The following is a 13586-nucleotide window of genomic DNA, read 5'->3' as shown; positions in this document are numbered from 1 at the left end:
CCGATCGGTCGAAATCGACCTGCTGGTGCGGCAGGTAAAGCTCGCGTAGGATGCATAAAATAGCGCAGGAGAAGCACGGGGTGGCCGAGGACAGGGCGGGGAAGGAAGCACGCACGCCGCGCATCAATCCCCTGCAGCAGATCGAGATTGATGATTTTCGCCGCGACCGCCTTCTCGCGGCGCTTGCCCTGATCATGGGTGCGGCGCTTTGCCTCGGCCTACCCTTTGCCTTGCAGGCGGGAGCCGAGTTTTTCCTGCCGCTGACCGCGGCCATCGTCATTGCTATCGCGCTGGTGCCCCTCCTTGAGTGGCTCGAGCGGCGCGGCGTGCCTTCGGGGCTCGCGTCCTTCCTCTCGCTGACCACCTTCCTGATGCTGGTCAATGCCGCGCTGGCGATCATCGTCGTCCCGGCGACTGGCTGGTTCGCGCGGCTTCCCGAATCGATTCCGCGTATTCAAAGCAATCTTGCACCGCTGATCGATTTTTATTCGACGTTGCAGCGATTCGTCGATCGATCGCTGACGTCGGTGGCGAGCGGGACCGAAGCGACGGCGCAGGCGGTGGCCGCGACGGCGCCGACATCGGTCTTCGACTATTTCATCTCGGCCGCGCCGGCAGCGGCGATCCAGCTGTTCTTTGCGGTGCTGGTGATCTTTTTCTTCCTCGCCGGCTGGACCCGGCTGCGCAAAGGCACGATTCGCCGTCGGGGCAGCTTTGATGGCGCGATGCAGACGGCGCGCGTAATCCAGAATGTCGTCGATGCGACCGCCGACTATCTGGCGACGATCACGATGATCAACGCGATCCTGGGGCTGGCCGTCGCGCTGATGCTGTGGGCGCTGGGCATGCCGTCGCCCTTCATGTGGGGCGGCATCGTGTCCCTGTGCAATTTCGTGCCCTATCTGGGGCCGATCGTCGCCGCTGTGCTGCTGGGGCTGGGCGGGCTGATGACATTCGACGCCGTCGGCATCGCGCTATTGCCTGCGATCATCTTCATTGGCGTCCACACGGTCGAGGCAAATCTGATCACCCCTTTGGTGCTCGGAAAGCGTCTGACGATCAATCCGTTGCTGATTCTCGTGTCGCTCAGCTTCTGGGGTTGGGTGTGGGGTGCGCCGGGGGCTTTGCTGGCGGTCCCGCTGCTCTTGATTTTGCAGACCGTTTTGCAGTCGACCGGGACGCCGGATTTGGGAGGCTTCCTGTTCGAACGAGGTACGCTGACCGCGGTTGACGAGATGCGCGATCGTTTAAATCGCGCGAAGTCTGAAAGCGACGGTTGACAGGTCGGGGCAGGGGCCATATTGGCGCGGCTCCCAAGCGCAAGCGGGTGTAGCTCAGTTGGTTAGAGCGCCGGCCTGTCACGCCGGAGGTCGCGGGTTCGAGTCCCGTCACTCGCGCCATTCCCTGCCGATTTAGGCCGGAATGGCGCAGCCTCTCATCTAAATATTCGATATCGCAAGCACTTGGGTGCGCTCTTCGGCGCGCGCGCATATTAGCAAATGTGCGATCCGCATCATGGCTTCGGTTGACAGGTCGGGGCAGGGGTCATATTGGCGCGGCTCCCAAGCGCAAGCGGGTGTAGCTCAGTTGGTTAGAGCGCCGGCCTGTCACGCCGGAGGTCGCGGGTTCGAGTCCCGTCACTCGCGCCATTCCCCGCCGATTTAGGCCGGAATGACGCAGCCTCTCTTCTTATATATTTGATATCGCACGCACTTGGGTGCGCCATTCGGCGCGCTGGGCGATTCCGATCCCTAGTCGCGCCAGGTCCCCAATTCCATCCAGCGGAGCAGGGGCTTCAGCGGCATGATCCAGATCACCCCCGTCACCAGATAAAAGATGCCCTGCAACAGCACGTGCCAGGTGCCGACCCACGGTGACAGGCTGGCGATGATGACCGCCCACACCGCGATCAGCAGCAGGATCAGCAGCATGCCCGCGGGCTTGCGCCAGGTCGGCTGGGGATTGGCGGGTTCGTTGCTCACAGACGGTCTCCAGTGATGATGAGTTCTTGTTCGGTCAGCACCGCGTCGAGCGCGATGTCGGTTGATTCGGATGGTACGGTGTCCACTTCCTGGACCGACCAAGCGATGCCGATCCGCAGGGCAGCGGGGTGCGCGGCGAAATAGCGATCATAATGGCCGCCGCCTTGACCGATCCGTCCACCATGGCGGTCGAATCCGACCAGCGGGCAGAGAATCAGGCCCGGGCTGGTTGATTCGTTGGTATCGGTGGGCTGGGACGTGCTCCATGGCCCTTTCACCAGCGCGTCACCGCTTTGCCAGTGACGGAAGGTCATTGTGTCGATGCGGTCGGCATGATGGGGCAGGGCGATTCGGCCTTCGTCGGTCCATAATGCAAGCATCGGCAGTATATCGGGTTCGCCACCGCATGCGGCATAAGCGCCGATGCTGTTATGTGCGTTCAATATGCCGGCGAGCGGTGCCGGTGGCGCGCGGAATGCGATCCGCCGCGTCATTTCATCAAGATTCGCGGCGAAATGACGGCGACGAAAGCGCAATTTCTCGCGCAATTTCTGCTTTTGCTGGGCGAGGTCGGCGGACAGGTCGGGCATCGCCTTTTCCGGGCCTCCTCAGGACTGCTTAGAATCGGTTGGCGGGACCGCCGAGGTCGTTTGCTGGAAGATCCTCTGACGCCAGTAACGTCAGGTGGGAACCATGTGCATCGGACCAGGGTCCGGGCAGGGACAGCTCCCTAGGAAGATGTATCGCCTCAGGGATTTTCGCAAAAGCTCGTGCCGGGCAGAACCCGCCGTCCCCTATGTAGGGCCGCGGGGGCTCGCGCTCAAGGGGTTTGCTGGAGCGCGCCGCGCGCGCTCAGGGCAATTGTTCGAATTTCGTGGCCAACGCTTCGATCCGGTCGGCGATTTGCAGCAATGCGCGTTCATGTGCAGGGCGGACCTGCGCGGGTGCGGCCGACGCCGATTGCCTTACGGCTTCGAGTTCCCTCAGCGCGGCCTGTTCGCGCTCGATCGCCGCGTGCAGTTCGTCGCGTGCTGTGGCTTCTCGGCTTTCGGCGAGCGCGACCGCCGCGCGGAGCGAGTCGGACTGCGGCTCGGCCTTTGCGATCTTGCCCTTTGTTTCCTGCGCTTCGTCGGCGAGCATCAGCGCCGCGAACAGCAGCTGCCGTACTTCGGTTCCGCCCTGGATGCCGCGCGCCTTTTCATCGACGACCGACGCGAGCTGGACCAGTTGGGCTTCCTGTCCGTCGGCGCAATGGACGTCATAAGGGCGTCCGGCGATGGTCAGTTTGACATCAGCCACGGTCGGCCTCCGCAATCAATCGATCGAGTTCGCCGATGACGGCGACGACTTCGGCTTTCAGCGCCGACTGGTCGTCCGCTGGAGCGACAACGGAGGGGGCGGGGCGGGTCGCCCGCTCGGTCAAAGCCCTTTCGATGCGGCTGAGCGCACGTTCGATGCGGCCGATGGCCAGGCTGGATTCGTCGAGATCGAGTTCCATGTGCATGGGGTAGCAGCGCAGCCGAAGGGGTGCAATTGCCCTCTCGGTCCAAAATACGACGATTTTCTGCCGCCAGCGGTTGACTCCTGACCCCCACGCCGCAAAGGGCTGTGCGCATCCGATCCGGACGCCCAGAGTCTATTTGGGCCCGGGCGCTTACCCAGCCATTCCGGGGGAATAATGACACAGCCCGAACGTCAGCTCGCCAATGCTATCCGCGCACTTGCGATGGACGCCGTCCAGGCCGCAAACAGCGGTCATCCGGGGATGCCCATGGGCATGGCCGATGTCGCGACGGTCCTTTATTCGGACTATCTGAAATTTGATCCGACCGACCCGCGTTGGGCCGACCGCGACCGATTCGTCCTGTCGGCGGGCCATGGTTCGATGCTCGCCTATGCGACGCTTCACCTCGCGGGCTATGCGCGGCCGACGATCGACGACATTCGCAATTTCCGCCAGCTCCACAGCCCCTGCGCCGGACATCCCGAGAATTTCGAGCTCGCAGGCGTCGAAACGACGACCGGCCCGTTGGGCCAGGGCCTGGCGACCTCGGTCGGCATGGCGATTGCCGAGCGTCACCTCAATGCGCTGTATGGCGACGATCTGGTCGATCACCGCACCTGGGTGATCGCTGGCGACGGCTGCCTGATGGAAGGCATCAACCACGAAGCCATCGGCCTCGCCGGGCACCTCGGCCTCGGCCGCCTGACCGTGCTGTGGGACGACAACAAGATCACAATCGACGGATCGATCGACCTGTCGAGCAGCGAAGATATAGCGGCGCGCTATGTCGCGACCGGCTGGCACGTCGAAAGCTGCGACGGCCATGATCCCGCCGACATTCGCCGCGCGATCGACGCCGCACTCGCCGATCCGCGCCCGTCGCTGATCGCGTGCCGCACGATCATCGGTTTCGGCGCGCCGAACAAGCAGGGCACGTCGGCCACCCACGGTTCGCCGCTGGGCGCCGACGAGATCGCCGCTGCGCGCACGGAACTCGGCTGGACGTCCGAACCCTTCGTCATCCCGGCCGATATCGCCGCGACCTGGGCCGGTTTCGGCGCACGCGGTAAGGCGCTTCATTCCGAATGGAGCGACCGACTCGCAAGTAACGAAAAGAGAACGGAATTTTCTGACCGGATCGCCGGCAAGGTCGTTCCGGGTGATGCCTTCAAAGCCTATCTCGACGGTCTCGTCGCCGAGCCGCCGAAGGTCGCGACTCGCAAGGCGTCGGAGAATACGCTGGGCGCGCTGACGACCGATATCGCGGCGATGATCGGCGGTAGCGCCGATTTGACCGGTTCAAACAACACCAAAACTTCGTCGACCAAGCCGCTGACCAAAGACGATTATTCGGGTCGCTATATCTATTATGGCATCCGCGAATTCGGCATGGCCGCGGCGATGAACGGCATGGCGCTGCACGGCGGCGTCGTTCCTTATGGCGGCACTTTCCTTGTCTTTGCCGACTATTGCCGCGGCGCGATCCGCCTGTCGGCGCTGCAGCAGCAGCGTGTTGTCTATGTGATGACCCACGACAGCATCGGTCTTGGCGAAGACGGCCCGACGCACCAGCCGATCGAACATCTGCAGTCGCTCCGCGCGATGCCGAACCTGCTCGTGATGCGCCCCGCCGATGCGGTCGAGACCGCCGAATGTTGGGCGCTCGCGCTGGCACAGGCCGACCGGCCCTCGCTGCTCGCGCTGACGCGTCAGAATCTTCCGGCGCTGCGTCATGACGTCAGCGAAAATCTTTGCGCGAAAGGCGGTTACCGCCTGCGCGGCGCATCGTCGGCCCGCAAGGTTGTGCTCGTCGCGACGGGTTCGGAAGTGTCGCTGGCGATGGACATCGCCGACAAGCTCGAGGCCGCAGGCCATGGCGCCGACGTCGTCTCGATGGTGTCGACCGAATTGTTCGACGAACAGACCTCCACCTATCAGGCCGATATTCTGCCGGCGGGCGTGCTGACCGTTTCGATCGAGGCGGGCACGACCTTTGGCTGGGAACGCTACACCGGCCGCGATGGTCTGCGTTTCGGCATCGACAGCTTCGGCGCCTCGGCACCGATCGACGATCTTTACGATCATTTCGGCCTGACGGTCGAGAAGATCACCCCCCAGATCCTGGCACGGCTCGGCGCATAATCCGACCGATACTCTCTTCAAAAAGGATTTTTCGATATGGCAGTGAAAGTCGCAATCAACGGTTTCGGGCGCATCGGCCGCAACGTGGCGCGCGCCATTCTGGAGCGTACCGACCACGATCTCGAACTGGTGTCGATCAACGATCTGGGCGATGCCAAGGCGAATGCCCGTCTGCTTCGCAATGACTCGGTGCATGGCGCTTTCAACGGGACCGTCGAAGTCGACGGCAACGACATGATCATCAATGGCAAGCGCATCCAGGTGACCGCTGAGCGCGATCCCGCCGCTCTGCCGCATGCCGCGAACGGCATCGACATTGTGATGGAATGCACCGGCTTCTTCACCAACAAGGCTGGCGGCCAGAAGCATCTCGATGCCGGCGCGAAGCGGGTGCTGATTTCGGCTCCCGCCAAGGAAGTCGACCTGACCGTTGTCTATGGCGTCAACGACGACAAGATCTCCGCCGATCATCTGATCATCTCGAACGCGTCGTGCACCACCAACTGCCTCGCGCCCTTTGCCAAGGTGCTGCATGAGGCGATCGGTATCGAGCGTGGCCTGATGACCACGATCCACGCCTATACCAACGACCAGAAGATCCTCGACCAGATCCACGACGACCCGCGTCGTGCCCGCGCCGCCGCGATGTCGATGATCCCGACCTCGACCGGTGCGGCGGTTGCCGTCGGTCTGGTACTGCCTGAACTCAAGGGCAAGCTCGACGGTTCGTCGATCCGCGTTCCGACCCCGAATGTGTCGGTGGTCGACCTTACCTTCACGCCGTCGCGCGACACCACGAAGGAAGAAGTCAACGCGGTGCTCAAGGCCGCAGCCGAAGGTCCGCTGAAGGGCGTGCTGGCCTTTACCGATGAGCCGCTGGTTTCGATCGACTTCAACCATGATGCGGCCAGCTCGACGATCGATAGCCTCGAAACCGCCGTGATCGACGGCAAGCTGGTGCGCGTGCTCAGCTGGTATGACAATGAGTGGGGCTTCTCGAACCGCATGATCGACACCGCGGGTGTGATCTCGAAGTTCCTCTGAGCCACGGAGTATAAGTCGATGACCGCGTTCAAGACCCTCGATGATATCGGCGACGTCACCGGCAAGCGCGTGCTTGTCCGTGTCGACCTGAATGTTCCGATGTTCGAAGGCGCGGTCAGCGATGCGACGCGGATCCAGGCCGCCGTGCCGACGATCCGCGAGCTGTCCGAGAAGGGCGCGATCGTCCTGCTGCTCGCCCATTTCGGGCGGCCGAAGGGCGCGAAGAGCCCGACACAATCCCTGAGCCTCGTCATGGGGGGGCTCGAGGATGTGCTCGGCCATTCGGTGATGTTCATCCCCGATTGCATCGGCGAAGGCGCCAAGGCGGGCCTCACCGTGCTCGCCGCCGGCGACGTTGCGGTGCTCGAAAACACGCGCTTCCATGCGGGTGAAGAGACGAACGATCCGGCATTTGCCGATGCGCTCGCCGAAATCGGCGATCTCTACGTCAACGACGCCTTCTCCGCCGCGCACCGCGCGCATGGCTCGACCGAGGGCATCGCCCGCCGTCTGCCCGCCTATGCCGGCCGCGCAATGGAGGCCGAACTCAAGGCGCTCGACGCCGCGCTCGGCAATCCGGCGCATCCGGTTGCCGCCGTGGTCGGCGGCGCGAAAGTGTCGTCGAAGATTGACGTGCTGCGCAACCTCGTCGGCAAGGTCGATCATCTGATCATCGGTGGCGGCATGGCGAACACCTTCCTCGCCGCGCGCGGGGTCAATGTCGGCAAGTCGCTTTGCGAACATGATCTGGTCGACACCGCCAACGCGATCTTCGACGCGGCGGACAAGGCTGGATGCACGATCCATCTGCCCTATGACGTCGTGGTGGCAAAGGAGTTCGCGCCGAACCCGCCGACGCGCACCGTCAATGTGCATGAAGTCGCCGCCGACGAAATGATCCTCGATGTCGGCCCCGCCGCCGTCGAGGCGCTCGCCGATGTCCTCAAAAACTGCCGCACCCTCGTGTGGAACGGCCCGCTCGGTGCATTCGAGACCCCGCCGTTCGACACCGCCACCGTCGCGCTCGCCAAGACCGCTGCGGCGCTGACCCGTGAGGGCAGCCTGGTGTCGGTCGCGGGTGGCGGTGATACCGTCGCGGCGCTCAACCACGCTGGGGCTGGGCAAGATTTTACCTTTGTTTCAACGGCTGGAGGTGCTTTCCTAGAATGGATGGAAGGCAAGCCGCTGCCCGGGGTCGACGCCCTCAAAGCCTGAATTTTGCGCGCATTTGCATCCCGCTGACGGGATGGCTATGCGAACCGCCACATACGTATGCAAACCATCGGAGATGTTATGACCACCGCCAACGCCGCCATGCTCGAACAGATTAAATCGGGGCAGGGCTTTATTGCCGCACTCGACCAGAGCGGGGGATCCACACCCAAGGCGTTGAAGGGCTATGGCATCGAAGAGGATGCTTTCTCGAACGACGAGGAAATGTTCGGCCTGATCCACGCGATGCGCAGCCGCATCGTCACCGCGCCGTGCTTCAACGGCGACAAGGTGATCGGCGCGATCCTGTTCGAACGCACGATGGACGGCGAAGCGGGCGGCAAGCCTGTTCCGGCGCTGCTCTGGGAACGCGGCGTCGTTCCGTTCCTGAAGGTCGACAAGGGCCTTGAAGACGAAGCTAACGGCGTTCAGTTGATGAAGGCGAACCCCGAACTCGACGCATTGTGCGAACGTGCGGTCGCCAAGGGCGTGTTCGGCACCAAGATGCGCAGCGTCGTCAATCTTGCCAATGCAGCGGGCATCAAGGCGATTGTCGAACAGCAGTTCGCCGAAGCGAAGCGCATCGCGGCGCACGGCCTGATGCCGATGATCGAGCCCGAAGTGAACATCAAGAGCGCTGAACGCGACGGCGCCGACCGCCTGCTGCTGACGGAAATTCTGACCGCCCTCGAAAGCTGGGACGGCGCGCCCGTGATGCTGAAGCTTTCGCTGCCGACCGAAGCTGGCCTGTTCCAGCCGCTGGTCGATCATCCCAAGGTTTTGCGCGTTGTTGCGCTGTCGGGCGGCTTCGCTCGCCCCGAAGCCTGCGTCGAACTGGCCAAGAACCCCGGCATCATCGCCAGCTTCAGCCGCGCGCTGCTCGCAGACCTGCGGCACCAGATGAGCGACGACGAGTTTGACGCGTCGCTCGGTGGTGCGATCGACGAGATTCACGCCGCATCGGTCGCCTGATGGCAGACGGCTGGCGCGCCGTTGACGATTATATCGCCGGAAAATTGCTCGGCGACGACGACGCGCTGGCCGCCGCACTGGCCCATAATGCGGAGCAAGGCCTGCCGCCGATCGACGTATCGGCGGCGCAGGGCAAGATGCTCTTCCTGCTCGCGCAAATTGGCGGGGCGCGACACATTCTCGAGATCGGGACGCTCGGCGGCTATTCGACGATCTGGCTGGCGCGGGCGCTGCCCGAGGGCGGCCAAGTCGTGACGCTGGAACTCGAACCGCACCACGCAAAGGTTGCGCGCGAAAATCTGGAAAGGGCCGGGGAGTCGGCCAAGGTCGACATCCGCGTCGGCCCCGCAAGCGACAGCCTTGCCGCGATGACGGGCGAGGCTGCCTTCGACTTCATCTTCATCGATGCCGACAAGCAGAGCAACGCTCATTATGTCGCCGAAGCGATCCGGTTGGGCCGACCCGGCACGACGATCATCGTCGACAATGTCGTGCGCGAAGGCGGAGTGCTGGAGACCGACAGCGATGACGAGCGTATCGTCGGGACACGGGCTTTGTTCGATATGTTGGCTGCCGACCCGCGACTCGATGCGACCGCCGTGCAGACGGTCGGGGCGAAGAAATGGGACGGTTTCGTTCTGGCGCGGGTGCGTTAAGGCCAAGCTCTCTTTCAACGTCATTGCGAGAAGCGAAGCGACGAAGCCATGACGAGGAGGGGGCGAGCTAGCTCAATATCCGCCGTCGAAGCGGAAATCGAAGCGATAGTCGGCGGGCTTGATGACCTTGGCGGCGCTCCTCCGCTCCGGGGTGACGCGTTCGAGCAGGATCGACCCGTCGGCGAGCTGGGTGCGCTGGCCCAGTGTCACTTCAAATTCCTGCTGGCGACCGCCCGAGCGAATCCACAGCATTTTGACCCGAACCCGTCCGGCCCATGCGCACATGACGTCTGCTGGGCAGCGGCTGTCCTCCAGCACTTCGACTGGCTGGACGATCGGGCCGTCGGCATAGGCCTGCTGGCCGAGGGCCAGATTTTTGGCCTCAGGAAGCGGCGTTTGCGACGTCGTGGTGGCGCAGGCCGAAAGGGCCAGTGCGGCGGTGGCCACAGAAAGGGCAAGGCGGGGAGCGTTCTGCATTTGCTCGTATCTGACGGCGTCGCTATGAACCCGCCATGACCATACCCGATTGCCAGCTTTACCTGATCTCGCCGCTCGATGTCGGCGGCGATTTTTCAGCCCGACTGGAAGAGGCGCTTAGCGCCGCACCGGTCGCCGCCTTTCAATTTCGCGTCAAGGACATGGACCAGCACGACGCCGCGCGGCTTGCCGAGCCGTTGCAGGCGATTTGCGCGGCGCATGATGTCGCGTTCATCGTCAACGACGATATGGCGCTGGCCAAGCGACTCGGCGCCGATGGCCTGCATCTGGGCCAAGGGGATGGCGACCTGAAGGAAGCGCGCCAACTGCTTGGACCCGAAGCGCAAATCGGCGTCACCTGTCACAACAGCCGCCATTTCGCGATGGAAGCGGGCGAAGCCGGTGCAGACTATGTCGCGTTCGGCGCCTTTTTCCCGACGACGACCAAGACGGTCGAGCATCAGGCCGACCCAGAAATCCTCGAATGGTGGCAGGGCATGTTTGAACTGCCGTGCGTTGCGATCGGCGGAATCACGCCCGAGAATGCACCGGTTTTGATCGAAGCGGGCGCCGATTTCCTCGCCGTGTCGGCGGCCGTCTGGACGCATCCGGAAGGTCCGGGAGCCGCCGTGCGCGCATTTGACGCGCTGCTATCGCCTCAATCGGCCAGATAATTGGGCTTTGCAGCTTTCCCGGTCGCTTCATCGCTGTTGGCGCCGGGCGGGATAGCGTCCTTGCGCCAGCCGAACAGGCCGGCGCAGGGGATCGGACGGCGGGGCGCGGCATTCGCCTTGTGGCGGGGCAGGGGCGTCAATTCAGGAAGATCGATGCTCATCATGGGGCCTCTGATGCCAGTGATGCAGGCCACCATATTGGATCGATGCGTCAAATCGGCTTCGCTTCGTCGCCTTTTGATTTGTGAAAAAAGCGGCGTGTTGCAGCATCGCCGACGGGGAAATATTTATGACTGACACCAGCACAACGGGCGCCAAGGTGCGCGAACTGACGCTGCGCGCGATCCTGCTCGGCGGTGTTTTGACGCTGATGTTCACCGCGGCGAACGTCTATCTGGGGCTGAAGGTCGGGCTGACCTTTGCGACCTCGATCCCTGCGGCGGTGATCTCGATGGCGCTGCTGCGCTTGATGTCGGGCGGCACGATCCTCGAAAATAATATCGTCCAGACGATCGCCAGCGCGGCGGGAACGCTCGCGGCGATCATCTTCGTGCTGCCCGGGCTCGTGATGGTCGGCTATTGGCAGGGCTTCCCGATGGTTACGACCACCGCGATCACCATGCTCGGCGGCATATTGGGCGTTCTCTTCTCGGTCCCGCTCCGCCGCGCGCTCGTCGTCGATTCGGATTTGCCCTATCCCGAGGGCCGCGCCGCCGCTGAAGTGCTACAGGTCGGCGCAGGGAGCGCCGAGGGGGCCGGCGAGAATCGCGCTGGACTGTCGGCGCTGCTCTGGAATTCAATTGTCGCTGCGGGCTTTACCCTCCTCACCCAGATGAAGCTCGCGGGCGCCGAAGTCGCGCGCTGGTTCGCGGTTGGCAGCGGTGCGACCGGGGTCGCGGGCGGGCTTGCCTTTGCCCTGTTCGGTGTTGGTCATCTGGTCGGCCTGTCGGTCGGCATGGCGCAGCTCGTCGGTCTCATCACCGGCTGGTGGGTGTTGCTGCCGATCCTGACGCAGGGCGGTGTGGGTGACCCCGAGACGTTGGCGAACACCGTGTTCCGCGCCGACGTGCGCTTCTTTGGCGCGGGTGTCATTGCGATCGCGGCGATCTGGACCTTGATGAAGATCGCGGGGCCAGTGCTCGGCGGTATCCGTTCGGCAATGGCCGCATCGCGCGCACGGCAGGGCGGTCACGCGTTGGCGATCGAGGAACAGGATATGCCGATCGCCTGGGTGTTCGGCGGATCTCTGGCGCTGATGCTGCCGATTGGCTGGTTGCTGTGGTCGGTGCTGGCGGGCGGACCGCTTGCCGGTTCGTCGATGACGCTGATCGCGGGTGCGATCCTGTTCATCATCGTCGTGGGTCTGATGATTGCCTCGGTTACCGGCTATATGGCCGGCCTGATCGGCGCGTCCAATTCGCCGGTATCTGGCATCGGTATCCTCGCGATCATCGCTTCGTCACTCCTGCTTCTCGGGCTGCTCGGGCGTGCTGGGGGCGAGGAAGAGATTAACGCGATGGTCGCCTATGCGCTGATCGTCACCGGGCTGGTGTTCGGGATTGCGACGATTTCCAACGACAATCTCCAGGATTTGAAGACCGGTCAGCTCGTCGGTGCGACGCCGTGGAAGCAGCAGGTCGCGCTGATCGTCGGCGTGATCTTCGGTTCGCTCGTCGTTCCGCCGGTACTCAACGTGCTCAACGATACGCTGGGTTTCGTCGGCACGCCGGGAGCGGGGCCGAATGCGCTCGCCGCGCCGCAGGCGGGGCTGATTTCATCGCTCGCGCAGGGCGTGCTCGGCGGCGATCTCAACTGGACGATGCTGGGCTATGGTGCGCTCGCTGGCGTGGGTTTCATCATCGTCGACGAATTGCTCGGCCGCGCGGGCAAGCTGCGGCTTCCGCCGCTGGCCATCGGTATCGGTATCTATCTGCCGATGTCAGTGATCCTGCCGGTGATCATCGGCGCGGTCGGCGGCTGGTTTTATGATCGCTGGGCGTCGAAGCGGCCGAACGCGGGCTTTGCGCACCGCATGGGCGTGCTGACCGCGACGGGGATGATCGTCGGCGAAAGCCTGTTCGGGGTTCTCTATGCCGGGATCGTCGCCGGGAGCGGTAGCGATGCCCCGCTCGCGGTGGTCGGGGACGGCTATGCGCCCTATGCACCGTGGGTCGGATTGCTGCTGTTCGTCGGTCTCGTCGGGCATAGTTATCACCGCACGCGGCATATGGTCGTCGAGACGCCTTGATGCTGCATCTTGCCCTTCGACGTCTGCGCGGCTAAAGGCGCGCACCTGATAGCTGTGCCCGAAGGGGCGCTGCTTTGCTCTTTCCATCCTTGAACTGTGAGTGTGCGCGATGAAAATCACCGGCGTTGAAATCCGTCCCGGCAATATTATCGAATATGAAAAGGGGATCTGGAAGGTCACCAAGATCCAGCACACCCAGCCGGGCAAGGGCGGCGCCTATATGCAGGTGGAAGCCAAAAACCTCATCGACGGGCGCAAGCTCAACAACCGTTTCCGCAGTGCCGACACGGTCGAAAAGGTCCGCCTCGACACCAAGGATTTCCAGTTTCTTTACGCCGAAGGCGACGACCTGGTGTTCATGGACAAGGACACGTTCGAGCAGATCAACATCTCGAAGGATGTCGTCGGCGAAGCGCATGAATTCCTTCAGGACGGCATGGATGTCGTGCTCGAGCTTTGGGAAGAGCGTCCGATCTCGGTCGAACTGCCCGAAACGATCGAAGCGACGATCGTCGAGGCCGACGCCGTGGTGAAGGGGCAGACCGCCTCGTCGTCGTACAAGCCCGCGATTCTCGACAATGGCGTGCGCGTGATGGTGCCGCCGCACATCACCGCCGGCACCCGCATCGTGGTGCATGTCTATGACCGCGAATATGTCCGTCGCGCCGAGTAAGC

Annotated in this window: 15 protein-coding genes and 2 tRNA genes; 11 read left to right on the top strand and 6 right to left on the bottom strand. The window is 63.3% G+C overall.

Going from position 1 to position 13586, the window contains the following annotated elements; translation table 11 throughout:
* The first annotated feature begins 122 nt into the window (after positions 1-122).
* From CDQ91_RS00425 to CDQ91_RS00415, 3 genes are all read left to right on the top strand, one after another.
* Positions 123-1280 (top strand): AI-2E family transporter, encoded by a 1158-nt coding sequence (locus CDQ91_RS00425; protein WP_088471369.1) that lies wholly within the window; start codon positions 123-125, stop codon positions 1278-1280.
* Positions 1281-1323: 43 nt separating this feature from the next.
* Positions 1324-1400 (top strand) — tRNA-Asp (locus CDQ91_RS00420).
* Positions 1401-1572: 172 nt separating this feature from the next.
* A tRNA-Asp gene (locus CDQ91_RS00415) sits at positions 1573-1649 on the top strand.
* 102 nt (positions 1650-1751) lie between these two features.
* Here the strand turns inward: CDQ91_RS00415 and CDQ91_RS00410 are convergent.
* The 4 genes from CDQ91_RS00410 to CDQ91_RS00395 form a co-directional block, all read right to left on the bottom strand.
* Positions 1752-1982, bottom strand: coding sequence for a DUF2842 domain-containing protein (locus CDQ91_RS00410; protein WP_237245756.1), 231 nt, complete (start codon positions 1980-1982; stop codon positions 1752-1754).
* The gene (locus CDQ91_RS00405; RefSeq protein ID WP_088470748.1) at positions 1979-2572 is read right to left on the bottom strand and encodes a 5-formyltetrahydrofolate cyclo-ligase; all 594 of its coding nucleotides are present in this window, start codon (positions 2570-2572) and stop codon (positions 1979-1981) included. The genes CDQ91_RS00410 and CDQ91_RS00405 overlap by 4 nt, the downstream gene beginning before the upstream one ends.
* A gap of 262 nt (positions 2573-2834) precedes the next feature.
* On the bottom strand, positions 2835-3281 hold the full coding sequence (locus tag CDQ91_RS00400; RefSeq protein ID WP_088470747.1) for a cell division protein ZapA: 447 nt from the start codon (positions 3279-3281) through the stop codon (positions 2835-2837).
* Positions 3274-3486 (bottom strand): hypothetical protein, encoded by a 213-nt coding sequence (locus tag CDQ91_RS00395; protein ID WP_144036644.1) that lies wholly within the window; start codon positions 3484-3486, stop codon positions 3274-3276. Before CDQ91_RS00395 ends, CDQ91_RS00400 begins: the two co-directional genes overlap by 8 nt.
* Positions 3487-3660: 174 nt before the next feature.
* On the opposite strand from CDQ91_RS00395, the gene tkt reads away from it, so the two are divergent.
* The 5 genes from tkt (at position 3661) to CDQ91_RS00370 (ending at position 9512) form a co-directional block, all read left to right on the top strand.
* Positions 3661-5628, top strand: coding sequence for a transketolase (gene tkt / locus CDQ91_RS00390; protein ID WP_088470745.1), 1968 nt, complete (start codon positions 3661-3663; stop codon positions 5626-5628).
* 36 nt (positions 5629-5664) lie between these two features.
* The gene (gene gap, locus CDQ91_RS00385; protein WP_088470744.1) at positions 5665-6672 is read left to right on the top strand and encodes a type I glyceraldehyde-3-phosphate dehydrogenase; all 1008 of its coding nucleotides are present in this window, start codon (positions 5665-5667) and stop codon (positions 6670-6672) included.
* Between the two features lie 18 nt (positions 6673-6690).
* A complete protein-coding gene (locus CDQ91_RS00380) occupies positions 6691-7887 on the top strand; it encodes a phosphoglycerate kinase (protein ID WP_088470743.1) in 1197 nt (398 codons plus the stop codon).
* A gap of 78 nt (positions 7888-7965) precedes the next feature.
* Positions 7966-8856: a fructose bisphosphate aldolase gene (locus CDQ91_RS00375; RefSeq protein ID WP_088470742.1), complete on the top strand. Its 891-nt coding sequence runs from the start codon at positions 7966-7968 to the stop codon at positions 8854-8856.
* Complete coding sequence (locus CDQ91_RS00370) at positions 8856-9512, top strand: O-methyltransferase (protein WP_088470741.1); 657 nt, start codon at positions 8856-8858, stop codon at positions 9510-9512. Before CDQ91_RS00375 ends, CDQ91_RS00370 begins: the two co-directional genes overlap by 1 nt.
* Before the next feature lie 72 nt (positions 9513-9584).
* On the opposite strand, the gene CDQ91_RS00365 is transcribed toward CDQ91_RS00370, so the two are convergent.
* A complete protein-coding gene (locus tag CDQ91_RS00365; RefSeq protein ID WP_237245755.1) occupies positions 9585-9989 on the bottom strand; it encodes a hypothetical protein in 405 nt (134 codons plus the stop codon).
* A 35-nt stretch (positions 9990-10024) separates the two neighbouring features.
* On the opposite strand from CDQ91_RS00365, the gene thiE reads away from it, so the two are divergent.
* The gene (gene thiE, locus CDQ91_RS00360; RefSeq protein WP_088470740.1) at positions 10025-10663 is read left to right on the top strand and encodes a thiamine phosphate synthase; all 639 of its coding nucleotides are present in this window, start codon (positions 10025-10027) and stop codon (positions 10661-10663) included.
* Here the strand turns inward: thiE and CDQ91_RS00355 are convergent.
* Entirely contained in the window at positions 10648-10827 is a 180-nt protein-coding gene (locus tag CDQ91_RS00355) for a hypothetical protein (protein WP_088470739.1), read from the bottom strand. The genes thiE and CDQ91_RS00355 overlap by 16 nt on opposite strands.
* A 125-nt stretch (positions 10828-10952) precedes the next feature.
* On the opposite strand from CDQ91_RS00355, the gene CDQ91_RS00350 reads away from it, so the two are divergent.
* Both CDQ91_RS00350 and efp read left to right on the top strand, forming a co-directional pair.
* Positions 10953-12911: an OPT family oligopeptide transporter gene (locus CDQ91_RS00350; protein ID WP_088470738.1), complete on the top strand. Its 1959-nt coding sequence runs from the start codon at positions 10953-10955 to the stop codon at positions 12909-12911.
* Between the two features lie 109 nt (positions 12912-13020).
* Positions 13021-13584 carry an elongation factor P gene (efp, locus tag CDQ91_RS00345; protein WP_088470737.1) on the top strand — a complete coding sequence of 188 codons (564 nt, stop codon included), beginning with the start codon at positions 13021-13023 and terminating at the stop codon, positions 13582-13584.
* Positions 13585-13586 lie beyond the last annotated feature (2 nt).

The sequence above is a fragment of the Sphingopyxis witflariensis genome (assembly GCF_002205635.1).
Classification (GTDB): domain Bacteria; phylum Pseudomonadota; class Alphaproteobacteria; order Sphingomonadales; family Sphingomonadaceae; genus Sphingopyxis; species Sphingopyxis witflariensis.
Note: the sequence above shows the minus strand (reverse complement) of the source record. Positions and strands in the feature narration are given on the sequence as shown.